Below are 25261 nucleotides of genomic sequence, written 5' to 3' on the forward strand. Positions count from 1 at the left end.
CGGAGTACCCAGACGAGCGGAGGGCCGCGGCCTTCTCGCGAGGCTTTCCCGGCGTGCTCGGGCATGGTAGCCTCAAAAACAAACCGACCAGACGGTTTGGAGCTTGACATGCAGCGATTCAAGGGCAGCGTAGCCCTGATCACCGGAGCGAGCCGCGGTATCGGCCTCGCCATCGCCCGACGCCTCGTCGCCGAAGGCGGCTCCGTCGTCATCACCGGCCGCGACGAGGACGCCCTAGACACCGCCGTGGCCGAACTCGGCGAGGCCCGCGCCTCCGGGATCGCCGGCCCCGCAGACGATCCCGACCACCGCGCCGCCGCCGTCGCGCACGCCGTCGAGCGATTCGGCGGCCTCGACCACCTCGTCAACAACGCCGGGATCAACCCCGTCTGGGGTCCCCTCACCGGCCTCGACCTCGACGCGGCCCGCAAGATCTTCGAGGTCAACGTCATCGCCTCCCTCGCCTGGACCCGCGAGAGCGCCGCCGCCTCGCGCCTGCGCTCGGTCGTCAACATGGCCTCCATCGCCGGCACCGCCGCCAGCCCGAACCTCGGCTTCTACGGGATCACCAAGGCCGCCTTGATCAACCTGACCCTCCAGCTCGCCGACGAACTCGCCCCCGCCGTGCGCGTCAACGCCCTCGCGCCCGCCGTCGTCAAGACCCGCCTCTCCAAGGCGCTCTACGAAGGCCGCGAAGAGCAGGTCTCCCGCGCCTACCCCCTCGCCAGGCTCGGCGAACCCGACGACGTGGCCGGGCCCGCCGCGTTCCTCCTGTCCGAGGACGCCGCCTGGGTCACCGGCCAGACCCTCCTCATCGACGGCGGCGCCAGCATCCGCCAGGCGGGGTGAAGGATGGGAGCGTCGAGGACCCGAACGCCCCGGCCGGGCGCCGGCCGCAGTGGAGGAGAGAAGCCGTGAAGACCAAGAACGTCGCCGACGAAGTGCTGCGGGCAGCGCTCGAGCTGTTCGCCGAGCAGGGCTACGCCAACACCAGCGTCCAGCAGATCGTCAAGACCGCCGGCGTCACCAAAGGCGCCATGTACCACTACTTCACCTCCAAGGACGACCTCCTCTTCGCCATCTACGAGCGGATGCTCTCGCTCCAGAAGCGCCGCCTCGACGAGATCACCGCGCTGGGCGGCGCGACCGACGAGGTGCTGCGCGCCGTCTGCGAGGACGTCGTCCTCACCTCCATCGACTTCATGGCCGAGGGCACGATCTTCTTCCGCAGCCAGCACATGCTCACCCCCGAGCGCCGCGCCGAGGTCAAGCGCCGCAGGCGCGAGTACCACGACAAGTTCGCCGAACTCGTCGACCGCGGCAAGGCCGAAGGCCTCTTCCGCACCGACATCGCGACCGCGGTCCTCATCGCGCACTTCTTCTCCGACGTGCACTACCTGCCGCACTGGTTCTCCGCCGACGGCCCCGAGGACCGCGGCGAAGTGGCCGCGCAACTGACCGAACTGTTCCTGCGAAGCATCCGGAGGACCGAATGACCGACACCATGCGCGCCTGGCGCGTGACCGCCCACGGCGAACCCGAGCACGTCATGTCCCTCGACGAGGTCCCCGTGCCCGCCCCCGGCCCCGGTCAGGTGCTGGTCCGAACCCGCGCCGTGTCCGTGAACTTCCCCGACGCCCTGCTCGCCCGCGGCCAGTACCAGGTCCGCCCCGAACTGCCCTTCACCCCCGGCATCGAGCTGTGCGGCGACATCGCCGCGCTCGGCGAGGGCGTCACCGGTCTCGAAGTGGGGCAGCGGATCGTGGCCACTGACATCGGCGTCATGGCCGAGTACGCGAGCGTGCCCGCCGCCGCCGTCCACCCCGCCCCCGAAGCGCTCGACGACGCCGCTGCCGCCGCCCTCCTCATCGCCTACCAGACCGCCTGGTTCGGCCTCCACCGCCGCGCCGGACTCCAGAGTGGAGAGACGCTGCTCGTGCACGCCGCCGCCGGCGGGGTCGGCACGGCCGCCTGCCAACTCGGCGCCGCCGCCGGAGCCAAGGTGATCGGCGTGGTCGGCTCCGCCGCCAAGGCCCCGGTCGCGAAGGCGGCGGGCGCGAGCGAAGTGCTGCTGCGCGACGAGACGTGGATCGACGCCGTCAAGGGCCTCGGCGGCGCCGACGTCGTGTTCGACCCCGTGGGCGGCAGCGCCTTCGAAGGCTCGACCAAGTGCATCGCCTTCGAGGGCCGCATCGTCGTGGTCGGCTTCGCCTCCGGGGAGATCCCGCCGGTCCGCGCCAACCACGCCCTCGTCAAGAACTACAGCGTCCTCGGCCTCCACTGGGCCCTCTACCAGCAGCGCCGCCCCGAACTCGTCGCCGAGGCCCACCAGGAGCTGACCCGCCTGGCCGCCACCGGCGCGATCCGCCCGGTCGTCGGCGACACCGTCGCCTTCGAGGACGCCGCCGCCGCGGTCCAGCGCGTCGCCGGCGGCACCACCACCGGACGCCTCGTCGTGGAGGTCGCCAAGTGACCGACCTCAGTGGACGCGTCGCGATCGTCACCGGCGGCGCCAAAGGCATCGGCGAGGCCTACGTGCGCGCCCTCCACGCCGCCGGAGCACAGGTCGTCGTCGCCGATGTCCTTGTCGACCAAGGCAAGGCGCTGGCCGCCGAACTCGGGGCCGACTTCGTGGAACTCGACGTGACCGACGAGGCCGCCTGGGACCGCGCGGTCGCCGCGACCCTCGACGCCCGCGGCACGGTCGACGTGCTCGTCAACAACGCCGGGATCGCCAACGCCGCCCCGATCGAGCACTTCTCCCTGGAGAAGTGGAACAAGGTCATCGCCGTGAACCTGACGGGGACCTTCCTCGGCTGCCGGGCCGTGGTCCCGGCGATGAAGGCCGCCGGGCGCGGCTCGATCGTGAACGTCTCCTCAGTGGAGGGACTGCGCGGTTCCGTTCGCCTCCACGGCTACACCGCCTCGAAGTTCGCCGTGCGCGGCCTCACCAAGTCTCTCGCGGTCGAACTCGGGCCCGACGGCGTCCGCGTCAACTCGATCCACCCCGGCTTCATCCTCACCGACATGACCGACCGGATCGATCCCGAGCGGCTCATCATCCCGCTGCGCCGCCCGGGCGTCCCCGCCGATCTGGCCGGGGCCGTGGTGTTCCTCGCCGGAGACGACTCGGCCTACCTCACCGGCACCGAGATCGTGGTCGACGGCGGCATGACCGTCGGCATCCCGCACACCTGACCCTCCCGCCGGACCCTGCGAGCCCGGGCCCCTGACCTTGATGTCCGGAGCGTCCGGCTCTGCGCCGGAGCGTCCGCGGGCCACCGACACATCGAAATGAATTCACCGTCCTCAGCACATACCGTCCGGTCGGTTTCTGCGATATGGTGACACTACTCCGACACGAAGAGGTGCGAGTACGACGATGACGACCCCTCCCTCAGACCCAGTGCCACGCTTGCAAGTGCGCGGCCTCGAAGTCGCCTTCGGCGGCCTGACCGCCCTCAGCGGCGTCTCCTTCGACGTCGCCGACGGCGAGACCGTCGCCCTCATCGGCCCCAACGGCGCCGGCAAGACCACCGTGTTCAACGCCGTCTGCGCACTCGTGCGCCCCCGCGCCGGCACCGTGCGCGTCGACGGGCGCCCCGCCCCGAGCGCCGCCACCGGACTCCTCCGCGCCGGCGTCGCACGCACCCTCCAAGGCCTCGGGCTCTTCGAGCGCATGAGCGTCCTGGAGAACGTGCTCGTCCCGCTCTCCGGCATCGGCGCCCCCGACGCGCTCGCCAAGGCTCGCAAGCGACTCGAAGACCTCGACCTCGCCCACCTCGCGGCCCGGCCCGCCGGGACGCTGCCCTACCCCGAACGCAAGCGCGTCGCGCTCGCCCGCGCGCTCGCGACCGACCCGCGCCTGCTCCTGCTCGACGAGCCCGCGGGCGGCCTCGGCGCGGCCGACATCGCGGCCCTGGCCGACACGGTGCGCCGCGTCGCCGCCGAAGGCTGCTCGGTGCTCCTCGTGGAGCACCACGTGGACTTCGTGATGGACGTGGCCGACCGCGTGGTCGTGCTCGACTTCGGCGAGGTCATCGCCTGCGGCACACCGGAACAAGTGCGCACCGATCCGGCCGTCGAGGCCGCGTACCTCGGATTGGAGGCCGCGGCGTGAGCGCGCTCTCGTGCAAGGGGCTCACCGTCGGCTACGGCGACGGCGCTCCGGTGATCGCAGACTTCGACTTGGACATGGAGGAGGGCGCGGTGGTCGCCCTGCTCGGCGCGAACGGCGCCGGGAAGACCACGCTGCTGCGCACGCTCGCCGGGCTGCAACCGGTCTGGAGCGGGCACGTGCTGCTCGACGGCCGCGACCTGGGCAGGGCACCGGCCGAGGACCGGGTCCGCGCCGGCCTCGCCCTGGTTCCCGAGGGCCGCAGCGTGGTCGTGGAACTCACGGTGGACGAGAACCTGCGGCTCGGCGGCCTGTGGCGGCACCGCCCGCGGGCGCGCCGAGCGGCGGTCGAGGAGATGTACGCGCTGTTCCCGGCGCTGGAGCGGCGTCGCGACGCCGCCGGCCACACGCTGTCGGGCGGGGAGCGCCAGATGCTGGCGCTGGCGCGGGCGCTGCTCGCCGGGCCGTCGGTGCTGCTGCTCGACGAGCCGTCGCTGGGCCTCGCCCCGCAGGTCACCGCCCAACTGCTCGGGGTGCTGCGCGCGAGCGCGGCGCGGACGGGCATGACGGTGCTGCTCGCGGAGCAGAACGTCACGAGCGCGCTGTCGGTGGCGCACCGGGGGATCGTGCTGTCCCTCGGCGCGGTCGTGGCCGACCGCCCGGCCGCCGACCTCGTGGCCGACCCCACTCTTCGACACGCCTACCTGGGGTTCTGATGGACGCATACCTGACTTCAGCGCCCGGAGGGCGCCGGTCCGCCTCGCGAACCGAGTCGGCGCGCCGACTCGATCGCCGCGGCGGTTCCGGTGAGCGCTCTGCGGTCACCGCTAGTGCGGTTTCGGGCGGCGCGCACGGTGAGTCGCAATGGCTTCCGCAGTTCGCGCCGGCGAAGCGCCGCAGCGGCCCTGGCGGTTCCGGCCAATGCTCGGCGGTCGCCCTCATCGCGGCTTCGGCCGGCGCGCGCGGTGAGTCGCAATGGCTTCTGCAGTTCGCGTCGGTGAAGGGCCGCAGCGGCCGCGGTTCAAGCGCTCACCCGGCTGTCACCGCCGTTCCGGCGCCGACGAACCCGTTCCGGGCCGATTCCGTTTCGTCACGACGCATGTGTCGGGGGTTCTGATGGACCGACTCGTCTTCCTCCTCTCCGCCGGGCTCGCCCGCGGCGCCGTCCTCGCGCTCTTCGCCCTCTCCCTCGTGATCGTCTGGCGCGCAGCCCGAGTCGTCAACTTCGCCCAAGCCGCCATGGCCGTCACCGCCGTCTACGCCGCCTTCGCCGTCACCAGCGCGACCGGCTCCTACTGGGCCGGCCTCGCCACCGGACTCGCCACGGGCGCACTCCTCGGCGCCGCCGCCGAACGCGGCCTCATGCGGCGCCTGCCGCACCACGCGCCGCTGCCGGGCATCATCGTCGCCATCGGCCTCGTCATGGTCCTCCAATCAGGACTCGCGATCGCCTTCGGCCCCGAGCACCGCCCCATGCACCCGCCGTTCTCCGAGCGGCCCTTCATGATCGGCGGCGTCCCGGTCCTGTCCCCCTACGACCTGTTCGTCCTCATCGCCGCCGCCGCGGTGATGGGCGCGCTCGCACTCCTGTTCAGCCGCACCTCCCTCGGCCTCCAACTGCGGGCCGCGGCCTTCGCCCCCGAGACCTCCCGGCTCCTCGGCGTCCGCGTCCCCCGCATGGTCACCCTCGGCTGGGCCCTCGCCGTCGCCACCGCCTCCCTCGCCGCACTCCTGCTGGTGCCCACCGAACTCGGGCTCAACCCGCACGCGGCCGACCTCCTGTTCGTCAACGCGTTCGCGGTCGCCGTCATCGGCGGCCTCGACTCACCGGTGGGCGCGCTCCTGTCCGGGATCGGCGTCGGCCTGCTCGTCAGCCTCGTCACCGGCTACGCCTCGGCCTCGGCCGCGCCGCTGGCCGTGCTCGGACTCATGACGCTCGTGCTGCTCGTGCGGCCCGGCGGCGTTTTCGCCCCGAAGGAGGCCCGAACCGCATGAAGACCCCACTGCGCGCCCTGCTGCTGACCGCGCTCGCCATCGCGGCGACCTTCGGCCTCGACCCCTTCCGCAACTACCAGCTCGCCACCACCGCGGCCTGCTTCGCGGCCGTCGCCGGACTCACCGTCCTCGTCGGACTCACCGGCCAGCTTTCGCTCGGCCACGCCGTCCTCATGGCCGCCGGCGGCTACGGCTTCGCCTTCACCGCCTCGGCGGTGGACGGCCCGTGGCCGCTGGCGCTCCTCGCCGGACTCGCCGCCGCCGTGATCGTCTCGGGCCTCCTCGGACTCCTGCTCGGCATGGCCGCCGCGCGCCTTCGCGGCCCCTACCTCGCCGGGCTCACCCTCGCCCTCGTCATCGCCCTGCCCTCGGCCGCGAACGCGCTGCCGCTCGGCGGCGACCAAGGCGCCCGCGCCCCGTTCTTCGCAGTGCCCGAAGCGCTCTCGGCCCTCATCGCCGTCGAGCAGTGGCACGCGTGGCTCGCCATCGCGATCAGCGCCCTCGCCGTCACGCCCCTGGTGATGCTCCGCTCCGGCCGCGCCGGACTGCGGATGCGCGCGGTCCTCGACGACGAGACCGCCGCGAAGCTCTCCGGAGTCGACCCCGGCCTCGTCAAGGCCGGCGCCTTCGTGGCCAGCGCGGTCCCCGCCGGGCTCGGCGGCGCGATCCTCGCCGTCGCGACCCAGCAGGTCACCCCCGGCGGCTACGGGCTCGCGTTCTCGCTCCTGCTCGTCGTGGCCGCCGTCGTCGGCGGCCTCGGCAGCATCGGCGGCGCGCTCATCGGGTCCGTCCTGGTCGTCGTCCTCCCGTGGGTGGTCGACCAGCTCGTGGGCGCCCTGCCCGCCGACCTCGGGCAGCGCCTCAACGGCAACCTCGCCGTGCTGCTGTTCGGCGCGGGTCTGATCGCCATGACCCTCGCCTGGCCCGGCGGCGTCGCCCGCCTGCTCGACCGGCTCCGCGCCGCCCGGCCGAAGCGCCGCGCCCCGGCCGCGGACACGGGGAGGTGAGCCGCCCCGCACACCCGTCGTGCGCCCCTTCGGCGAACCCTCGCGGGCGCGCCTGCCGGCACACCCGCTTCGCAACCCCTTCGAACCGAGACACATACGAGCACAGAGAGGTGATCGGAATGCGAGACTCCAAGCGACACATGCGGACCGCGGCGGCCTTGGCCGCGGCGGCGGCCCTGGGCCTGACCGCGTGCAGCACCCCGGGTGACGACGATTCGGTGCCGGGCGTCACCGATGACACGGTCGTCATCGGCACCCACCAGCCCCTGACCGGCCCCGCGGCCGCGGGCTATTCGACGATCTCGGCCGCGACCGCGGCCTACTTCGCGTACGTCAACGACAACGGCGGCATCCACGGCCGCAGCATCGAGTACGTGATCAAGGACGACGGGTACGACCCGGCGAGCACCCAGACGGCGGTGCGCGAACTGGTGACCGAGGAGAAGGTCTTCGCGATCGTCAACGGCCTGGGCACCCCGACGCACTCGGCGGTCCTGGACTACCTCGACCAGCAGGGCGTGCCGGACCTGTTCGTCTCCTCCGGTTCCCTGACGTGGAACCAGCCGGCGGTCTACGAGAACACGTTCGCGTTCAACGCCGACTACGTGACCGAGGGCGCGGCGCTGGCGCAGTACGCGGTCGAGCAGGAGCCGGACGCGAAGATCTGCGTGCTGGGCCAGGACGACGACTACGGCGAGGGCATCCTCGAGGGCGTCGAGACCGTGGTGGGCTCCAACGCGATCACCGACGTCCAGTCGTACACGACCTCCGCGGAGGACCTGACCGCGCAGATCGGCGCGATGATGCAGGCCGAGTGCGAGGTCAACGTGCTCGGCACCATCAACGGCTTCACGGCCATGGCGGTCGGCACGGCCGCGCAGATGGAGTGGTTCCCGCGCTGGTACGTCTCGTCCTCGGGCGCGGACTACCCGACCCTCGCCGGCTACCTCGGCGAGGATCTGGCCCCGGTCCTCTTGCAGGGCCTGGTGAGCGTGAACTACCTGCCGTTCAGTCCCGACGGCGAGTGGGTCGCGCTGTTCGAGCGGATCAACGAGGAGTACAACGACGGCGCGCCGTTCACCGGCAACACCGTGTTCGGGATGAGCGTCGGCTACCTCTTCGCCGAGGCCCTCGCGGCCGCCGGGGAGGACCCGACCCGCGAGTCCCTTGTGGCCGCCGTCGAGTCGGGCGACCTGGTGGGCAACGGCATCCTGCCGCTGTCCTACAGCGCCGACGACCACGCCGCCTACCGGGGCGTGGGCATCACGATCGTGAACGAGGGCGTCCAGGACTATGTGGACGCCGCGTACACCGTCGCGGCCGGGCAGGTGACCGCGGTCGAGCCCGACCCGGTGCCGCTCGAGAACGAGGGCATCCCCGGCTAGGCCGCGCCCGCGGCCGGGGCGGCCCTCACGCCCCGGCCGCGGGCCCCCGAACACCCCATGGACACCCTGGAGCAGAAGGAGACCGATGACCGAGGCGAACGGCGTGCCCGGACTCGATGTGGAAGGGCTGGCCCGCTGGCTGGCCCGGGAGCACCCCGGCCTGGCCGGGGAGGGTCCGCTGCGGGCGGCGCTCATCGACGGCGGGCGCTCGAACCTCACCTACCGGGTGGACGGCGCGAAGACCCCCCTGGTGGTCCGCCGCCCGCCGCTGGGCCACGCGCTTCCCACCGCGCACGACATGCGCCGTGAGCACCGCGTCATCTCGGCCTTGCGCGGCATCGTCCCCGTTCCCTCTACTGTGGATGTCGTGGACGATGTGGACGCGGCCGAGGTGACCGGCACGGTCTTCTTCGTCATGGAGCACGTCGAGGGCCAGGTCCTGGCCGACCCGGCGCAGAACGCCGACTGGACCGCGGAGGGCTTGCGGCGCTTGGGCATCGGCGTCGCCGAGATCCTCGCCGACCTGCACGCGGTCGAGCCCGCGTCGGTCGGCCTGGGCGACTTCGGCCGCCCGGAGGGCTATCTCGACCGGCAGATGCGGACCTGGCGGCGCCAGTACGACGCCTCGCGCTCGCGCGAGCAGCCCGCGCTCGACGCCCTCCAGGACCGCCTCGCCGCCACCGTTCCTAGCGGCCGTTCCCGCGCCGGGATCGTCCACGGCGACTACCGGCTCGACAACATGCTCGTCACCGGGCCGCCGGACGAGCCGCGCGTGGCCGCCGTCCTCGACTGGGAGATGGCCACCCTCGGCGACCCCCTCGTGGACCTGGGGATGCTCGGCATGTACTGGCACATCAGGGAACTGAGCGGCGGCGAGGCCGCCGCCGGGGCGATCGTGCCCGGCGCCGGCTACCCCGACTTCGCCGAGGTCGCCGACGCCTACGCCGCCCGCGCCCGCATCACGACCCCCGACCTGGCCTGGTACCGGGCCTTCGCCTGCTACAAGCTGGCGGTCATCCTCGAAGGCGTCCACTACCGGTACGTCGGCGGCCTCACCGTCGGCGACGGCTTCGATCGCGTTGGCGCGCTTGTCGCGCCCCTGGCCGAGGAGGGCCTGTGGATTTCCGCCCCGACGAGATGACCCGCGCCTTCGCCGACGAGGCGCGGACCTTCATCGACGAGCACGTCCTGCCCGCCGAACCCGTGCTCGCCGCGCAGGTCGCCGCCACCCCGGGCGAGTGGACCGTCCGCCCCGTCGTGCGCGCGCTCCAGGAGACCGCCCGCGAACGGGGCCTGTGGAACCTGTTCCTGCCCCCGGGCGAGCACGGCCTCGGCGGCGGCCTCTCGAACCTCCGCTACGCGCCCGTCGCCGAGCTCACCGGCCGCAGCCCGCGCCTGGCGCCGGCCGCGATGAACTGCGCCGCACCGGACACCGGCAACATGGAGCTCCTCGCGCACTTCGGCACCCCCGAGCAGCGCGAGACCTGGCTGGAGCCGCTCCTGGACGCGAGGATCCGCTCCGCGTTCTGCATGACCGAACCGGGCACCGCCTCCTCCGACGCCTCGCAGATCGGCACCCGCATCCACCGCGACGGCGGCGCGAACGGCACCGGCGAGTTCGTCGTCAACGGCCGCAAGTGGTTCGCCACCGGAGCGATGAACCCCGACTGCCGGCTCCTCATCGTCATGGGCAAGACCGACCCGAGCGGCCCCCGCCACCGCCAGCAGTCCATGCTCCTCGTCCCGCGCGACACCCCCGGCGTCACCGTCGTCCGGCCGCTCACCGTGCTCGGCTACGACGACCGCGACCACGGCGGCCACGCCGAGATCCTCTTCGAGGACGTGCGCGTGCCCGCCGCGAACCTCCTCGGCGAACTCGGCGCCGGCTTCGCCATCGCCCAGGCCCGCCTCGGACCCGGCCGCATCCACCACTGCATGAGGGCCCTCGGCATGGCCGAGCGCGCCCTCGACCTCTTCCGCGACAGGGCCAACGACCGCATCGCCTTCGGCGGGCCCCTCGCCGACAAGGGCGTCGTGCGCGCCTGGGCCGCCGAGTCCCGCGTCGAGATCGAGGCCCTGCGCCTCCTGGTGCTCAAGACCGCCTGGCTCATGGACACCGTCGGCGCCCGCAAGGCGATGACCGAGATCCAGTCCATCAAGATCGCCGTCCCCCGCGCCGTCCAGCGCCTCCTCGACCGCGCCATCCAGCTCTTCGGCGCGGCCGGACTCAGCGACGACCACCCCCTCGCCGAGATGTTCGCCGCCGCCCGGGCCATGCGCCTGGCCGACGGCCCCGACGAAGTCCACCTGTCCGCGCTCGGCAAAGCCGAACTGCGACCAGCACCCACCACTTTGGAAGGAGTTGTGCGATGACGCACCGACCCGACCGCGCCGGCGACGACCCCGCGATCGCAGGGCCCGGCGAAGGCACCCTCTCGATCGCGGCGATCCTCGCCGAGACCGCCCGCCGCCGCCCCGACGCCCCCGCCCTGCACTTCATGGGCCACACGATTCCCTATGGGGCCCTGTGGGACCAGACTCGCGCCTACGCCGGGGCGCTCGCCGCCCGCGGCATCGGGCCCGGCTCGCGCGTGGCCATGATCGTCCCCAACGTCCCCGACTTCCCGCGCGTCTACTACGCCGCCCTCGCGCTCGGCGCCGTCGTCATCCCCGTCCACCTGCTGTTCAAGACCGACGAGATCGCCTTCGTCCTCGAAGACGCCGGAGCCGACCTCGTCGTGGCCGCCGCGCCGCTCCTCGCCGAAGCCGCGCCCGCGGCCGCCCGCGCCGGGGTCCCGCTCGTCACCGTCCTCGCCCCGGAAGGACTGGAAATCGGCGGGGCCCCGGTCCCCAGGCTCGAAGCCGAAGCGGCCGCGGCGCAGCCGATCGAACGCCACACCGCCGTCCACCCGCTCGACGCCGCCACCGTCCTCTACACCTCCGGCACCACCGGCACCCCCAAGGGCGCGGTCGGCTCCCACCTGGCGATGATCGAGCAGGTCCACTGCTCCCTCATCGACTCCTTCGACATGCGCCCCGACGACGTGATCTACGGCGGCCTGCCGTTCTTCCACTCCTTCGGGCAGATGGCCGTGCTCAACATCGGGTTCCGGCGCGGGGCCGCGATCATCCTGCTGCCCAAGTTCGACCCAGACGAGGCGCTGGCGCTCCTGGTGGCGCACAAGGCGACCGTGTTCACCGCCGTGCCCACGAACTTCGCCGGGATGGTCGAGGCGGCCAAGCGCTCGCCCGAGCGCCCGCCGCTGCGCTACGCCGTCTCCGGCGGCGCGGCGCTGCCGGTCGCGCTGCTCGAAGCGTTCGAGCGCTCCTACGGCGCGGCGGTCCATGAAGGTTACGGCCTCACCGAGACCTCGCCGTCGTGCACGTTCAACGTCGTCTCCGAACCGATCCGGCCCGGCACCGTCGGCACCCCCATGTGGGGCGTGGACGTCGCCGTCGCCGACCCCGACATCGAGGACCGGACCGTGCTCCTGGGCGAGCCTGGCGTGCTCGGGGAGATCGTGGTGCGCGGGCACAACCTCATGAAGGGCTACCTCGGCCGTCCGGACGCGACCGCCGCGGCCGTGGTCGACGGCTGGTTCCGCACCGGCGACCTCGGCACCGTCGACGCCGACTCCGTGGTGACCATCGTGGACCGCAAGAAGGACATGATCATCCGCAACGGCTACAACGTCTACCCGACCGAAGTGGAGGCCGTCCTCGCCCGCCACCCGGCCGTCTCGATCGCCGCGGTCTTCGGCGTCCCGCACGAGACGCACGGCCAGGAGGTCCACGCGGCCGTCATCCCCGCCGAAGGCGCGGACGCCGACCCGGCCGAACTCGTGGCCTACATGAAGGAGCGCGTCGCGGCCTTCAAGTACCCGCGGGTGGTGCACGTGGTCGAGGACCTCCCGCTCGGCCCGAGCGGGAAGATCCTCAAACGCGACCTCGTCGAGGTCTACGGCGGTTAGGCTTCGCCGATGCGCAGCTCCGCTTCGACCGCCGCCCGGATCGGCCCCGGAATCGGGACCGGGCGGCGCCGCTCGCGGTCGACGAACACGTGGGTGAAGCGCCCGAGCGCCAGCGGGTCGTCTCGGCCCGGAGCGCCTTCGCGCACGATCGCGAGGTCCCACGTGATCGAGGTGGTCCCGAGCCGGGCCACCGCGATGTCGACTTCGAGGACCTCCGGGAACGAGGCGGGGGCGAGGAACTCGCAGGACGAGGCCCGCGCCAACCCGATCACGTCTCCGGCCGGGTCGAGGTCGGCGCGGCGCATCATGAAGGTGTTCACCGCCGAGTCCATGGCCTCGTAGTAGACGGTGTTGTTCATGTGGCCGTACTGGTCGTTGTCGTTCCAGCGCAGCGGGAACAGGTGTCGACTCGTCACGGTCGCTCCTTCCGGGGGTTCGAACGGGGCCGCATCGGGAACTACGGCTACACGCATACTAGATACATACCGACCAGTCGGTTTCACCGGCTCGCCGATACCACCACCGACGACAGGAGCACCGATGGCCACCATCCTCGACGCCGACAGCTACGCCTTCCAGGACCTGCTCACCCCCGTCGAGCAGGAGGCCGCACTCCGCCTGCGCGCCTTCATGGAGACCGAGGTCGCGCCCATCGCCGACGATTACTGGGAACGCGCCGAGTTCCCGCACCACCTCATCCCCGGGATCGTCGAGACCGGCGTCATCGGCACCGCCTGGCCCGAGTCCGCCCGCTTCCCCAACAGCGCCGTCTTCCGCGGCTGGGCCGCGCTCGAACTCGCCCGCGTCGACGCCTCCTTCGCGACCTTCGTCGGCGTCACCAGCGGCCTCGCCATGGGCGCGATCGGCGTCGGCGGATCCCCCGACCAGCGCGCCGAGTGGCTGCCGCCCATGGGCAAGGGCACCGTCATCGGCGCGTTCGGCCTCACCGAGCCGCTCTCGGGCTCCGACGCCTCGCGCGGCCTGCGCACCACCGCGACCCGCCGCGGCGACACCTGGGTCCTCAACGGCGAGAAGCGCTGGATCGGGAACGCCACCTTCGCCGACGTCACCGTCATCTGGGCCAAGGACACCGCCGACGAGCAGGTGAAGGGCTTCCTCGTGCGCAAGGACGCCCCCGGCTTCACCGCCACGAAGATCGAGCGCAAGCAGTCCCTGCGCGGAGTGCAGAACGCCGACATCGTCCTCACCGACGTCGAGGTCCCCGAAACGGACCGCTTGCAGCACATCGACTCCTTCCGCGACGTGGCCAAAGTACTGCGCCTGACCCGCGCCGGAGTCGCCTGGGAGGCGGTCGGCGTCGCCGTCGGCGCCTACGAGGCCGCCCTCAAGTACGCCAAGGAGCGCGAGCAGTTCGGACGGCCCATCGCCTCCTTCCAACTCGTGCAGCAGAAACTCGCCGACTCCCTCGCCGACATCACCGCGAGCATCGGCATGTGCGTGCGCGTCTCCCAGATGGAGGACGAGGGCACGCAGCGCGACGAGCACACCGCCATGGCCAAGTCCTTCTGCACCACCAGGATGCGCGAGGTCGTCGGCCGCTGCCGCGAAGTGCTGGGCGGCAACGGCATCCAACTCGACCACGGCGTGGCCCGGTTCTTCGCCGACGCCGAGGCCGTCTACTCCTACGAGGGCACCCGCGACATGAACACCCTGATCGTCGGCCGGGCGATCACCGGACTCCAGGCCTTCGCCTGAGCGAGATCCGAAGCCACCCACCGGAAAGGCAACACGCATGACCGAGGCCTACATCGTCGCGACCGCCCGCTCGCCCATCGGGCGGGCGTACAAGGGGTCGCTCAAAAACACCCGAGCCGACGACCTCGCCGCGCAGATGGTCCGCGCCGCAGTCGAAAGCGTGCCCGGACTCGACCCGTCCCGAGTGGACGACCTGCTCCTCGGCTGCGGGATGCCCGGCGGCTACCAGGGCATGAACATGGCCCGCATCGTCGCCGTGCTGCTCGGCTGGGACACCGTCCCCGGCGCCACGATCACCCGCTACTGCTCCTCCAGCCTCCAGACCACCCGCATGGCCTTCCACGCCGTCAAGGCCGGCGAAGGCGACGTGTTCGTCTCCGCCGGAGTCGAATCGGTGAGCGGCATGGCCATCGGCTCCAGCGACTACCTCCCCGGCGAAAACCTCGAGAACCCCCGCTTCGCCGAAGCCGTCGCGAACACGGCCAAACGGGCCGGCGGCGGCGACCCCGGCTGGACCGACCCGCGCGAATCCGGCCTGTTCCCCGACCCCTACATCGCGATGGGCCAGACTGCCGAGAACGTCGCCGCGATCCGCGGGATCACCCGCGAGGAACAGGACGCGTTCGCCGCCCGCAGCCAGCAGCGCGCCGAGCGGGCCATCGCCGAAGGCTTCTGGGCCCGCGACATCACCCCCGTCACCCTCGCGGACGGCACGGCCGTCAGCGCCGACGACGGCCCGCGCGCGGGCACCACCGTCGAGAAGCTCGCCGAACTCGACCCGGTCTTCCGCCCCGGCGGCACCGTCACCGCCGGGAACGCCTGCCCGCTCAACGACGGCGCCGCCGCCGTCGTGGTCGTCTCCGACCGCGTCGTGGACGAACTCGGACTCCAACCGCTCGCCCGGATCGTCTCCACCGGCGTCTCCGGACTGTCCCCGGAGATCATGGGCCTGGGCCCGGTCGAGGCGTCGAACCGCGCGCTCGCCTTGGCGGGCTTGGGCATCGACGACATCGACCTGGTCGAGATCAACGAGGCCTTCGCCGCCCAGGTGATCCCCTCGGCGCGCGAACTCGGCATCGACGAGGAGCGCCTCAACGTCAAGGGCGGCGCGATCGCGGTCGGGCACCCGTTCGGCATGACCGGCGCGCGGATCACCTCCACGCTCATCAACGCGCTGGCGGACACCGGCGGGCGCTACGGACTGGAGGCCATGTGCGTCGGCGGCGGCCAGGGCATGGCGATGGTCCTCGAACGGCTGTGACCCGCAGCCTCCACGAAGCGCGGTGGGCGGCACGACCCTCAAGGGTCGTGCCGCCCACCGCTTTCGGAGCAATTGGCGGCGACGAACGGCGCGGCTCCTTTCGAAGCCGCGCCGCTTTCGTGCGCTACTCGGGCACGTACAGCGTGATCGTCTGCGCCACCAGGGCGGGCTTGTCCGCGTCCTCGATCTCGATCGTCACGGCGTAACCGGCGCGAATGCCCAGATTGGACGGTTCGGCCGAGGCGAGTTCCACGACCGCCCGCACCCGCGACCCGGCCGCGACCGGTTGCAGGAACCGGAGCCGGTCCAGCCCGTAGTTCACGGTCATCGCGAGCCGCCCGACCTCGAAGAGCCCGGCGGTGAGCCGGGGGAGGAGCGAGAGCGTGAGGTACCCGTGGGCGATCGGCCCGCCGAACGGGCCCGCCTTGGCCCGTTCGGGATCGACGTGGATCCACTGGTGGTCGCCGGTCGCGTCGGCGAACGCGTCGATGCGCTCCTGGTCCACATTGAACCATTCGCTCGTGGCGGTGCTCCCGACCGCGTCGGCGAGCGCGGCGGGGGAGGGGACGGTGACCTGCGGGCTCATGCGCGCGGACCTCCCGCCACGTAGAGGACCTGGCCGGAGACGAACCCGGCCTCCTCGGAGGCGAAGTACGCGACCGCGGCGGCGATGTCCTCGGGCTGGCCGACGCGCCCGACCGGGGCCTCCTTGGCGGCGTGGGCGAGGAAGTCCTCGAACGGGACGCCGATGCGCTCGGCAGTGGCCTTCGTCATCTCGGTCTGGATGAACCCGGGCGCGACCGCGTTGGCGGTGATCCCGAAGCGGCCCAACTCGATCGCGAGCGTTTTGGTGAGTCCCTGCATCCCGGCCTTCGCGGCGGCGTAGTTCGCCTGGCCGCGGTTGCCGAGCGCGGAGGTGCTGGAGAGGTTCACGATCCGGCCCCACTTGGCCTCGACCATGTGGGACTGGACGGCGCGGCTCATGAGGAACGCGCCGCGCAGGTGGACGCTCATGACCGCGTCCCAGTCGCCCGCGGTCATCTTGAACAGCAGGTTGTCGCGCAGGATGCCGGCGTTGTTGACGAGGATCTGCGGCGCGCCGAGTTCGGCGGCGACGCGTTCGACGGCGGCGGTGGCGGCGGCTTCGTCTGCGACGTCGGCGCCGACCGCGATCGCCTTGCCTCCGGCCTCCCGGATGGCCTTCGCGGTGTGCTCGGCCTGGTCCTCGGCGAGGTCGAGGACGGCGACGGCGTGGCCGTCCGCGGCGAGGCGGCGGGCCGTCGCGGCCCCGATGCCGCGGGCGGCGCCGGTGACGACGGCGGTGCGTGCGGTCATGGGCATTCCCTTCAGTGGTTGGGGCTTCCAGTCTTGCGGCGGTGCGGGTTCGAGCGGTCAGAATTCGATGAGCTGGCGCAGAGCCTCGCCGGAGGCGAGGCGGTCGAGGGCGGTCGGCAGCGCGTCGAGGCCGATGCGGTCGGAGACGAGCCGGTCGAGCGGGAGCCGCCCGGCGCGCCAGAGTTCGACGTAGCGGGGGATGTCCTCGCCGGGGACGGCCGAACCCAGGTAGGAGCCGACGATGGTACGGGCCTCGGCCGTGAGGCTCAAGGGCGCGATGCTCGCGCGCGCGTCGGGGTGCGGGAGGCCGACGGTGACGGTGGTGCCACCGGGCGCGGTGAGCGCGTACGCGGTCTCGAAGGCGCGGGCGGACCCGGCGGCCTCGATGACGAGCGGCACGCGCAGGCCTTCGGCCTCGGCGGGGGTGCGGGCCTCGGCTTCGAGCTCGCGCGCCATGTCGAGTTTCGCCGGGACGGTGTCCACCCCGATCACCCTGTGCCCCAGTGCTTTCGCGACGAGGAGCGCGGCCATGCCGACCCCGCCGAGGCCTACGACGGCGATGGCCTGGCCGCTTTCGGGTCGCCCGGCGTTGACGACGGCGCCGCCGCCGGTGAGCACGGCGCAGCCGAGCAGCGCGGCGATGTCGGGCGGCACGTCGTCGTCCACGGGCACGACAGAGGTCGCGGAGACGACGGCGTGCGTGGCGAAGGCGCTGACGCCGAGGTGGTGCTTGACCGGCGTGTCGCCGCGATGGAGCCGGACCTCGCCGCCGACGAGGGTACCGGCCGCGTTGGCGGCGCTGCCCACCGAGCAGGGGAGGCGCCCGTGCGTGGCGCACGCTTCGCAAGCGCCGCAACGGGGGAGGAAGGTCATGACCACGCGCCTGCCCGGTGCGATGGCGGCGCCGGGCCCGGCCGCCTCGACGATCCCGGCGGCTTCGTGGCCCAGGAGCATGGGCACGGGGCGGACGCGGCTTCCGTCCACTACGGACAGGTCGGAGTGGCAGAGCCCGGCGGTCTCGATGCGCACGAGGAGTTCGCCGGGGCCGGGAGGATCGAGTTCGAGCGGGCCGATCGCGAGCGGGCGCGAGGCGGTGAAGGGCGCGGGCGCGCCGCAGCGTTCGAGCACGGCACCGGTGATCTGCACGGCGACCTCCTTGTCGATCCCAGCGGATGCATAGAAGCATACCGACTGGACGGTATGTGGCGCTACCCCCGGGAGGAAAGTGGTTCCGAAGCGCCGAGGCCCGCAAATATGCGGTGTGAATGGGCTCGCGGCCACCGGCCGTCCCTAACCCCCACCCTCCCGAGAGGGGAAGGAAGTCTGCCGCGATCGTGTCTCGCGGGTACGACAGAAATCGGGCCCGTGGACCGGGCGGGGCCGGGGTTTCATCGGAAAGAGTGAGCGAAGGCGCGGGACGCTTGCGTTTCGGGGTTGTGGGAAGGCACACATCCCCAATCCGATGCACTGAGTGCATCGTTGCATCTAGTGTAGTCGCCATGGCCGCGACACCCGATCCCGTCGACCGCCGCAGCGCGTTGAAAGCCAAGAGCCACAAGGCGATCCTCGACGCCGCCGCCGATCTCATGCACCGGCGCGGCAGCAGCGACTTCTCCGTGGACGAGCTCGCCGCCGCCGCGGACGTCTCCCGCCGCACCGTCTTCAACCACTTCGCCTCCCTCGAAGACGTGGTCACCGCCGTCGCCGGGCAGATGCTCGCCGACGTGGTCGACGGCATGGAGGCCCAGGCCGCCGACGCCTCCCGCGAACCCGATTCCGTGCTCGCCGACCTCGGCGCCACCGCCTCCGGCGACCACCTCGTGCCCATCGTCGTCTACCTCATCGGCATCTTCGGCGGCCACGACCCCGAGCCCTCCACCCGCCACGCCGTGCTCATGCAGCGCGCCTTCGACCTGTTCACGCGCCGCATGTCCACCGCGATCGCCCGCCGCCACCCCGACGCCGACGCCCTCGCCGTCCAGCTCCTCACCGCCGCCTTCTGCGGCGGCGTCCTCGGCTTCGTCGACCGCTGGATCGAGGACACCGGCGCCGCCGACACCCCCGCGTCCCGCCGCGCCTGGGACGACCTCATCGCGCGACTCACCGCAGTCCTGCGAGAACCCGGTGCCTGACACCGCGAAGCTGAACACCGGCCGCACCCGGCCGGCACCACCGCAGTACCAACGACACCCAATCGGAGGCCGCCTTGGCTGAGTTCCTGTACCGGGTCGGGCGCTTGTGCGCCCGGCGCGCCAAAACCGTCATCGCCGTGTGGGCGCTGCTCCTCGCGGCGGCCGCCACCGCGTTCGTCCTCTTCGGAGCCGCGTTCGCCACCACGCTCTCCATCCCCGGCACCCCGACCGAGGAGGTCACCGACCACCTCGCCGACTCCCTCCCCGGCGCCTCCGGCGGCACCGGCAGCATCGTCCTCAGCACCGAGAACGACCAGCCGTTCACCGAGGACCAGCAGGCGGCCATCGCCGCGCTCATCGCCGAGGCCTCCGGACTCGACGGCGTCGAGACCGTCGTCGACCCCTTCGCCACCGAGGCGCAGCGCGAGGAGCAGCGCACCCAGATCGACGAGGGCCGCGTCCAGGTCGAGGCCGGGCAGACCCAGGTCGACGAGGGCCTCGCCCAGCTCGAAACCGCCCGCCAGGAACTCGAACTCGCCCAGGCGCAGATCGACGCCGCCCGCGAGCAGGCCGGCGGCGCCGCCGTGCCCGAACTCGACGCCCAGCAGGCCGAACTCGACGCCGGCGTCGAGGAGCTCGACGCTCAGCAGATCGAACTCCAAACCGGCGCAGCCGAACTCGAAGCGCAGTCCGCCGCGCTCGAGAACGGCGCGACCCTGCTCCACCTCGCCGACGAGGCCACGGTCGTCTCCTCCGACGGCAGCGCCGCGGTCGTCACCGTCGCCTTCAGCGACCCGGCCATGGAGGTCACCCCCGAGACCAAGACCGCCGTGGTCGACGTCTTCGAGGACTCGCCGGTCGACGGCGTGAACGTCGACTACTCCTCCGAGATGGGGGACTCCGTGCCCGCCATCGCGGGCGTGAGCGAAGTGGTCGGCCTCGTCGTGGCCGGCATCGTCCTCGTCCTCATGCTCGGCACCTTCATCGGCGCGGCCCTGCCGCTCGCGACCGCGCTCGTCGGCGTCGGCGTGGGCGCGCTCGCGTCCATGTCCCTGTCCGGCGCGGTCGAGATGACCTCGGTGACCCCGATCCTCGGCCTCATGCTCGGCCTGGCCGTGGGCATCGACTACTCGCTGTTCATCGTCAACCGCCACCGCCGCCAGCTCAAGGAGGGCTACGAGGTGGACGAGTCCATCGCGCTGGCCACCGGGACCTCCGGCAACGCCGTGGTCTTCGCGGGCGCGACCGTCCTCATCGCACTCGTGGCGCTCAACATCACCGGCATCCCGTTCCTCGGCCTCATGGGCTCGATCGGCGCCTTCTGCATCGCCTGCTCGGTCGTCGTGGCCATCACCTTCATCCCGGCGCTGCTGCGCCTGGTCGGCCTGCGCATCCTCAGCAAGCGCGAACGGACCGCGCGCGAGGCCCACGAGACGGCCGACAAGCGCCCCGCGCCCAAGCCGATGCACACCGGCCGGGCCGTCCTGCGCGTCCTCGTCGGCGTCGGCGCTCTGATCGCGGTCGCATTGCCCGCCTTGGACATGCGCCTCAACCTGCCCGACGGCTCCTCCGAGCAGCACGACACGACCCAGTACCGGGCGTACGCGACTATCGACGAGAAGTTCGGCGAAGGCCAGAACGGCTCACTGCTCGTGGTCGCCGACCTGCCCGAGAGCCCCGACGAGGCCGGGTCGCTCGCCGCCCAGGTCGCCGTCGCCGAAGCGGTCGCCGCCGAGGACGACGTGGTCGCCGTCGCGCCCATCGGCGTCTCCGAGGACGGCGCCACCATGGCCTTCCAGGTGATCCCCGCCGAAGGACCCACCAGCGAGTCCACACAGGAACTCGTGCACACCCTGCGGGACTTGAAGGTGGACGGCGTCGAGGACATCGGCGTGGCCGGCTCGGCCAGCGGCAATATCGACATCTCCGAGATCCTCGCCGACGCGCTCCCGATCTACCTCGCGGTCGTCGTGGGCCTGTCGCTGCTCATCCTCATCCTCGTGTTCCGCTCGATCCTGGTCCCGATCCTGGCGACCCTCGGGTTCATCCTCAGCTACTTCGCGGCCCTCGGCGGCGTCGTGGCGATCTACCAGTGGGGTTGGCTCGCAAGCGTCTTCGGTGTCGACACGCCGGGCCCGATCCTGAACTTCCTGCCGACCATCCTCGTCGGCATCCTGTTCGGGCTCGCCATGGACTACATGCTGTTCATCGGCTCGGGGATGCGCGAGTCCTACGCGCACGGCGTCCCGGCGCGGCTCGCGGTGGTGCACGGCGTGCGCGCGGGCCGCTCGGTGGTCACGGCCGCCGCGATCATCATGATCGCGGTGTTCGGCGGGTTCGTGTTCTCCCACTCGACCATGATCCGGCCCATCGGGTTCGCTCTGGCGTTCGGCGTGCTCGTGGACGCGTTCCTGGTGCGGCTGCTTATCATCCCCGCGCTGATGCACCTGGTCGGCGACAAGGCCTGGTGGCTGCCGAAGTGGCTCGACAGGATCCTGCCCGATGTGGACGTGGAGGGCGCGGCACTGGAGCGCCGCCACCCGCATCACGAAGCGGCGGAGAAGGAATAGACGAAGCGCGCCGCCCCGCCGCCGGACCGGCGGCGGGGCGGCGCGTTCTAATCCTCTGGAGCCCAAGCGGGGTCGCGCCCGAGGATCGCGAGCAGCCGCTCCAACCTCCCCTCGCCTTCGTGCGAGGGCACCGCCGGGGCGAACGGCGCGTACGGCCCGTTCCGGGTCGGGCCTTCGAGGGGGACCTCCTCGGCGAGCGGCAGCACCGCGGCGAGCACGTCCTCGTCGAACTCGGCCGGGACGCCGATCGCGGCGGCCACGTTCCAGGCGTGCACGACGTAGTCGATGAAGTGGTAGCCCAGAGCGGTCTTCCCGGGCACCCGCGCGGCCTGGTCGGCGCCGACGAGCATGGGCCAGACGCGCTCGGTCGCGCCGTCGCCCGCGAACGCGGCCACGACCTCCTCCGCTGAAGCGGCGAAGGCCTCGCCCGGCTCCTCTGCCGCCGTCTCGGCCCAGACCGCGAGGTCGAAGTCCTCCCCGCGGGCGGCCGAGGCGAAGCCCCGGTTCTGGCCGGTCATGTGGGCGAGCAGTTGCCCGAGATTCCAAGCGGCGCAAGGCGTCGGCAGGCCGAGCTGATCGGGGCGGACCCGGTCGACGATCGCGGCGGCGTTCGCCATGGTGCGGCGGTGCAAGGTGAGGAGATCGGTCATGACCGCGATCATAGGCCGGTCGGATTCCCGGCTGTAGGATGTTTCGCGGCGCCCCGCCCCTGCGGGCGGGACGCCGAGCATCCGAGGAGACCGACATAAGTTCCGACACCGACCGACTGGTCGCGTTCAGCGCACAACTCCGCGCCGTCCACCAGCGCCTTCGCCAGGCGCTCGATCTTGCGAGGCGGTCCGTCGACGGGGAGTTCGAGGACTCGCCGGGGCAGGACCTGCTCGTCTTCTGCCGGGGCTTCTGCTCCGCGCTGAGCGGCCACCACCGCAGCGAGGACGGCGGGCTGTTCCCGCAGATCCTCGCCGAGCACCCGGAATTGAAGCCGGTGGTCGCCAACCTCATGAGCGACCACAACATGCTCGAACACCTCATCGGCGGCTTCACGGCCGCGATCGAGGCCGAGGCGGACGCCGACGCCCTCCACGACCACCTCGACGGCATAGGCGCGGTGATGGAGACCCACTTCGGCTACGAGGAACGCCAACTCCTGACGATCCTCGACACCCTCGCCCTACAAGGCACCCCGCAAACCCTCCTAGGCGACCTCGCTTAGAACTGGTTGAAGGATCGCAGGCTCGCAGGTCCCCGGGCTGGTCGGCCGGTTGAGGGTTCGGGTCCGGGATCACGAGCGGGACCGGGCCGTCGCCGGTAGCGCGGGCGCGGTGAGTTCGGCTTGCGAGTTTTTGCGCGTCCGGGCTGGTCGGCCGGTTGAGGGTTCGGGTCCGGGCCACGTGCGGGCCAGATAAGAGGCGTGGGACCGGGCCATTACCGGCAGCGGTCGGCACGGTGCCCCGCGATCACTGCCTGCCGGCCTGGTCGGCCGGGGTGCGGTGGCCTCGCAGGCGTCTCGCGCCCTGCCACAACCGCATCGCCGCGAGCGTGAGCCCTACGAGCCCCAGAGCGTACAGCCCCCACGCGAGATCAGGAGCCATGAGCACGTACAGGATTCGGCTCGGAGCCATCGCCGGAACCGCAACGGCGGCGGCATAGGTCACGGCCGTTCCAAGCACAACCCAACCGGCCATCGCCGCCCATACAGTCCACCGGCGCCTCGTCTCCATGACACCGCTACGGAGTCGCCGGACGGTGCGGATCACGAGGACGACGCCGAGCAGCAGGAGCGCGGCGATGGCCGCCAGGGCCGCCGGGTAGGTCCAGTCGGATTCGAGTTCGTACCCGTCACCGCCCGCCGCGATGCGCGCCGCGCCCAGCGCGGTGCCGACGAGCGCGCCGTCCTGGAAGTGGCCGTAGGCGTTCTGCGCGATGACCACGGCCCGGTCGAGTTCGGGCAGCAGGACCACGGCCGCGAAGTAGCCGGGCGCGCCGCCGGTGTGCCAGACCGTGGTCGTGCCCAGGTCGGCGTTGCGGTCGTCGATCTTCCAGCCCAGGCCGTAGTCGATGCGCTCGTTCATCGACACGGCCGGAGTCTGCATGAGCGCCAACGAATCCTGCGAGACCGCCCCCTCGCCTCCGGGCAGACTGGCGGAGGCGAACGCGGCCAGGTCGGCGGCCGAGCCGCCGAGATACCCGTAGCTGGGGCCGGTCGGGTCGAACGGCGCGTCGATGGCGACCGGCTGCCCGAACACGAACGTGTGCCCGTCCGGTACGGCGGCGCCCGCGTCGGCGTCGGCGACCGCCGTGTCCATCCCGAGCGGGTCCAGGACGGCCTCGCGCAGGTAGTCCTCGTAGTCCATGCCGGAGACGGCTTGGACGAGCGCGCCGAGCACGAGGTAGTTGGCGCTGGCGTACTCGAACTCGGCGCCCGGCTCGGCGAACGGCTCGGCCTCGGCCAGGTCGGCGAGGGCCTCCCCGTAGGGGTCGGCGCCAGCGTCGAAGTCGAAGCGGTCGGTGACGCCGGTGCCCTCGGGGATGCCGCTGGTCTGCTCCAGGAGGTGGCGCACTGTGATCCGCTCGGCGCGTGCGGGGTCGGCGAGGGTGAATTCCGGCAGGTAGGCGCGTGCGGGTTCGTCGAGGTCGATGCGGCCGTCCTCGACGAGGGTCATGACGGCGGTGGCGGTGACGGGTTTGGCGACCGAGCCCCACAGGAACGGGGTCGACCCGGTGACGGGCGCGCCGCCGCCGTCCTCGCCCCAGGCCGCCTGATGCTCGATGCCGTCGGCGGTCACGACCGCCCAGGCCGCGCCGGGGACCTTCGTCTGCTCCAGGCGCGATTCGATGTAAGCGTCGATATCGGCGAAGTCCGTCGCGGGGGCTTGAGGCGGCGGGAGCGGGCCGCTCGCGAGCGCGAGCGCTACGGCGGCGAGTGCGGTGGTGTGCATGGGTTTCCTTGCGGGTGGCCGCGGGGTGCCGCGGTGGGGATAACAATACGAGCGTATGGCTTCCTCAAAACCATACACCGGTATGGTTAAACGGTGCCCAGGACCGCCGACCACGATCTCCGCCGCAACCAGATGGCCGCCGCGACCCATCGACTCATCGCCCACGCCGGGCTCGACGCCGCCACGATGGCCGCCGTCGCGCGCGAGGCGGGGTTCTCGGTCGGCCTGGTGCAGCACTACTTCGCCTCGAAGGACGAGCTGCTGCTGTTCGCGTACAAGCAGATGAGCGAGCACCAGTTGGCGCGAGTGGCCCGCATGGTCGCCGAGGGCGAGGCCGACGCGCAGCCGATCCGGGCGATCCTGTTGCGCTGCATGCCCGAACTGTGGCCGCTGGACGAGGCCCGCCGCGGTGAGTACCGCGTGGCGACGGCCTTCCACGCCAGGGCCCTGGACGTGCCGACCGTGGCCGAAGTGGCCCGCGAGACCGCCGCCGTAGTGAGCGGCCAGATCGCCCGCGCCGTCGAGAACGGCAAGGAATGCGGCGAAGTAGAGCCGGGAACCGACGCCGAGCGCGCGGCACTCGAACTGTCGGCCCTGGTCACCGGCCTGGCCGATGAACTCTACGGCGAACCCGAACGCCGCCGGGGCGACCGGCCGCTCATCGAGACCGCGGAGGCGATCCTCAAGGACCGACTCGGTTCGTACTTCCCGGGAGAATGCCACCACTACGACCGGTAAGCCTCGGCCCGTTAGTGGCCCGGGCGATCGCCCGCGCAGCCGGTCATGGCCCGCTCGTGTACTGCGGTGCCGCCTCGGGCTCCGTCATAGGATGC

At 72.0% G+C, this 25261-nt stretch carries 24 protein-coding genes; 18 read left to right on the forward strand and 6 right to left on the reverse strand.

All coding sequences use genetic code 11. The annotated features are described in order from the left end of the window. Nucleotides 1-108 precede the first annotated feature (108 nt). From IF12_RS0112640 to IF12_RS0112695, 12 genes are all read left to right on the forward strand, one after another. Entirely contained in the window at nt 109-849 is a 741-nt protein-coding gene (locus IF12_RS0112640; RefSeq protein ID WP_030158674.1) for an SDR family oxidoreductase, read from the forward strand. 65 nt (nt 850-914) lie between these two features. After that, a complete protein-coding gene (locus IF12_RS0112645; RefSeq protein ID WP_030158676.1) occupies nt 915-1496 on the forward strand; it encodes a TetR/AcrR family transcriptional regulator in 582 nt (193 codons plus the stop codon). 8 nt (nt 1497-1504) lie between these two features. Then, on the forward strand, nt 1505-2473 hold the full coding sequence (locus IF12_RS0112650) for an NADPH:quinone oxidoreductase family protein (protein WP_030158678.1): 969 nt from the start codon (nt 1505-1507) through the stop codon (nt 2471-2473). Beyond that, nucleotides 2470-3198 (forward strand): SDR family NAD(P)-dependent oxidoreductase, encoded by a 729-nt coding sequence (locus tag IF12_RS0112655; RefSeq protein WP_030158679.1) that lies wholly within the window; start codon nt 2470-2472, stop codon nt 3196-3198. The genes IF12_RS0112650 and IF12_RS0112655 overlap by 4 nt, the downstream gene beginning before the upstream one ends. Before the next feature lie 184 nt (nt 3199-3382). Next, on the forward strand, nt 3383-4120 hold the full coding sequence (locus IF12_RS0112660; RefSeq protein ID WP_030158682.1) for an ABC transporter ATP-binding protein: 738 nt from the start codon (nt 3383-3385) through the stop codon (nt 4118-4120). After that, nucleotides 4117-4833 (forward strand): ABC transporter ATP-binding protein, encoded by a 717-nt coding sequence (locus IF12_RS0112665; protein ID WP_030158684.1) that lies wholly within the window; start codon nt 4117-4119, stop codon nt 4831-4833. Before IF12_RS0112660 ends, IF12_RS0112665 begins: the two co-directional genes overlap by 4 nt. Nucleotides 4834-5233: 400 nt before the next feature. Beyond that, nucleotides 5234-6112, forward strand: coding sequence for a branched-chain amino acid ABC transporter permease (locus IF12_RS0112670; RefSeq protein ID WP_030158686.1), 879 nt, complete (start codon nt 5234-5236; stop codon nt 6110-6112). Next, a complete protein-coding gene (locus tag IF12_RS0112675; RefSeq protein ID WP_051704328.1) occupies nt 6109-7119 on the forward strand; it encodes a branched-chain amino acid ABC transporter permease in 1011 nt (336 codons plus the stop codon). The genes IF12_RS0112670 and IF12_RS0112675 overlap by 4 nt, the downstream gene beginning before the upstream one ends. 119 nt (nt 7120-7238) lie before the next feature. Further along, entirely contained in the window at nt 7239-8504 is a 1266-nt protein-coding gene (locus tag IF12_RS0112680) for an ABC transporter substrate-binding protein (RefSeq protein ID WP_035748992.1), read from the forward strand. An 85-nt stretch (nt 8505-8589) separates the two neighbouring features. Next, nucleotides 8590-9645, forward strand: a complete 1056-nt coding sequence (locus tag IF12_RS0112685; RefSeq protein ID WP_030158690.1) for a phosphotransferase family protein — start codon at nt 8590-8592, stop codon at nt 9643-9645. After that, nucleotides 9621-10877 carry an acyl-CoA dehydrogenase family protein gene (locus IF12_RS0112690; RefSeq protein WP_030158691.1) on the forward strand — a complete coding sequence of 419 codons (1257 nt, stop codon included), beginning with the start codon at nt 9621-9623 and terminating at the stop codon, nt 10875-10877. The genes IF12_RS0112685 and IF12_RS0112690 overlap by 25 nt, the downstream gene beginning before the upstream one ends. Then, on the forward strand, nt 10874-12475 hold the full coding sequence (locus IF12_RS0112695; protein WP_030158692.1) for an AMP-binding protein: 1602 nt from the start codon (nt 10874-10876) through the stop codon (nt 12473-12475). Before IF12_RS0112690 ends, IF12_RS0112695 begins: the two co-directional genes overlap by 4 nt. On the opposite strand, the gene IF12_RS0112700 is transcribed toward IF12_RS0112695, so the two are convergent. Continuing rightward, nucleotides 12472-12891, reverse strand: coding sequence for a thioesterase family protein (locus IF12_RS0112700; protein WP_030158693.1), 420 nt, complete (start codon nt 12889-12891; stop codon nt 12472-12474). The genes IF12_RS0112695 and IF12_RS0112700 overlap by 4 nt on opposite strands. A 124-nt stretch (nt 12892-13015) precedes the next feature. Here IF12_RS0112700 and IF12_RS0112705 point away from each other — a divergent pair, with 124 nt between their 5' ends. Together IF12_RS0112705 and IF12_RS0112710 are read left to right on the forward strand one after the other, a co-directional pair. Then, complete coding sequence (locus IF12_RS0112705; RefSeq protein WP_030158694.1) at nt 13016-14191, forward strand: acyl-CoA dehydrogenase family protein; 1176 nt, start codon at nt 13016-13018, stop codon at nt 14189-14191. Between the two features lie 37 nt (nt 14192-14228). After that, entirely contained in the window at nt 14229-15452 is a 1224-nt protein-coding gene (locus tag IF12_RS0112710; RefSeq protein WP_030158695.1) for an acetyl-CoA C-acetyltransferase, read from the forward strand. Nucleotides 15453-15576: 124 nt separating this feature from the next. Here IF12_RS0112710 and IF12_RS0112715 read toward each other — a convergent pair whose 3' ends face one another. The 3 genes from IF12_RS0112715 to IF12_RS0112725 are packed head-to-tail and all read right to left on the reverse strand — an operon-like array spanning nt 15577 to nt 17933. Then, entirely contained in the window at nt 15577-16038 is a 462-nt protein-coding gene (locus IF12_RS0112715) for a MaoC family dehydratase (protein WP_030158697.1), read from the reverse strand. Further along, nucleotides 16035-16793, reverse strand: coding sequence for a 3-oxoacyl-ACP reductase FabG (gene fabG, locus IF12_RS0112720; protein WP_030158699.1), 759 nt, complete (start codon nt 16791-16793; stop codon nt 16035-16037). The genes IF12_RS0112715 and fabG overlap by 4 nt, the downstream gene beginning before the upstream one ends. A gap of 51 nt (nt 16794-16844) precedes the next feature. Continuing rightward, nucleotides 16845-17933 carry a zinc-binding dehydrogenase gene (locus IF12_RS0112725; protein WP_030158700.1) on the reverse strand — a complete coding sequence of 363 codons (1089 nt, stop codon included), beginning with the start codon at nt 17931-17933 and terminating at the stop codon, nt 16845-16847. A 353-nt stretch (nt 17934-18286) separates the two neighbouring features. Here IF12_RS0112725 and IF12_RS0112730 point away from each other — a divergent pair, with 353 nt between their 5' ends. Next, the gene (locus tag IF12_RS0112730) at nt 18287-18919 is read left to right on the forward strand and encodes a TetR/AcrR family transcriptional regulator (protein ID WP_030158702.1); all 633 of its coding nucleotides are present in this window, start codon (nt 18287-18289) and stop codon (nt 18917-18919) included. A gap of 74 nt (nt 18920-18993) precedes the next feature. Then, nucleotides 18994-21489 (forward strand): MMPL family transporter, encoded by a 2496-nt coding sequence (locus IF12_RS0112735; RefSeq protein WP_030158704.1) that lies wholly within the window; start codon nt 18994-18996, stop codon nt 21487-21489. 47 nt (nt 21490-21536) lie between these two features. On the opposite strand, the gene IF12_RS0112740 is transcribed toward IF12_RS0112735, so the two are convergent. Further along, a complete protein-coding gene (locus tag IF12_RS0112740; protein ID WP_166659562.1) occupies nt 21537-22139 on the reverse strand; it encodes a TIGR03086 family metal-binding protein in 603 nt (200 codons plus the stop codon). Between the two features lie 38 nt (nt 22140-22177). Here IF12_RS0112740 and IF12_RS0112745 point away from each other — a divergent pair, with 38 nt between their 5' ends. Beyond that, entirely contained in the window at nt 22178-22702 is a 525-nt protein-coding gene (locus IF12_RS0112745) for a hemerythrin domain-containing protein (RefSeq protein WP_081913553.1), read from the forward strand. A gap of 244 nt (nt 22703-22946) precedes the next feature. Here the strand turns inward: IF12_RS0112745 and IF12_RS0112750 are convergent, their stop codons facing one another. Beyond that, a complete protein-coding gene (locus IF12_RS0112750) occupies nt 22947-24428 on the reverse strand; it encodes a serine hydrolase (RefSeq protein WP_051704330.1) in 1482 nt (493 codons plus the stop codon). A gap of 93 nt (nt 24429-24521) precedes the next feature. Between IF12_RS0112750 and IF12_RS0112755 the strand changes: the two genes are divergently transcribed. Next, nucleotides 24522-25166 (forward strand): TetR/AcrR family transcriptional regulator, encoded by a 645-nt coding sequence (locus IF12_RS0112755; RefSeq protein ID WP_030158712.1) that lies wholly within the window; start codon nt 24522-24524, stop codon nt 25164-25166. Nucleotides 25167-25261 lie beyond the last annotated feature (95 nt).

The sequence above is a fragment of the Glycomyces sp. NRRL B-16210 genome (genome assembly GCF_000719515.1).
In the GTDB taxonomy this organism is placed as follows: domain Bacteria; phylum Actinomycetota; class Actinomycetes; order Mycobacteriales; family Micromonosporaceae; genus Glycomyces.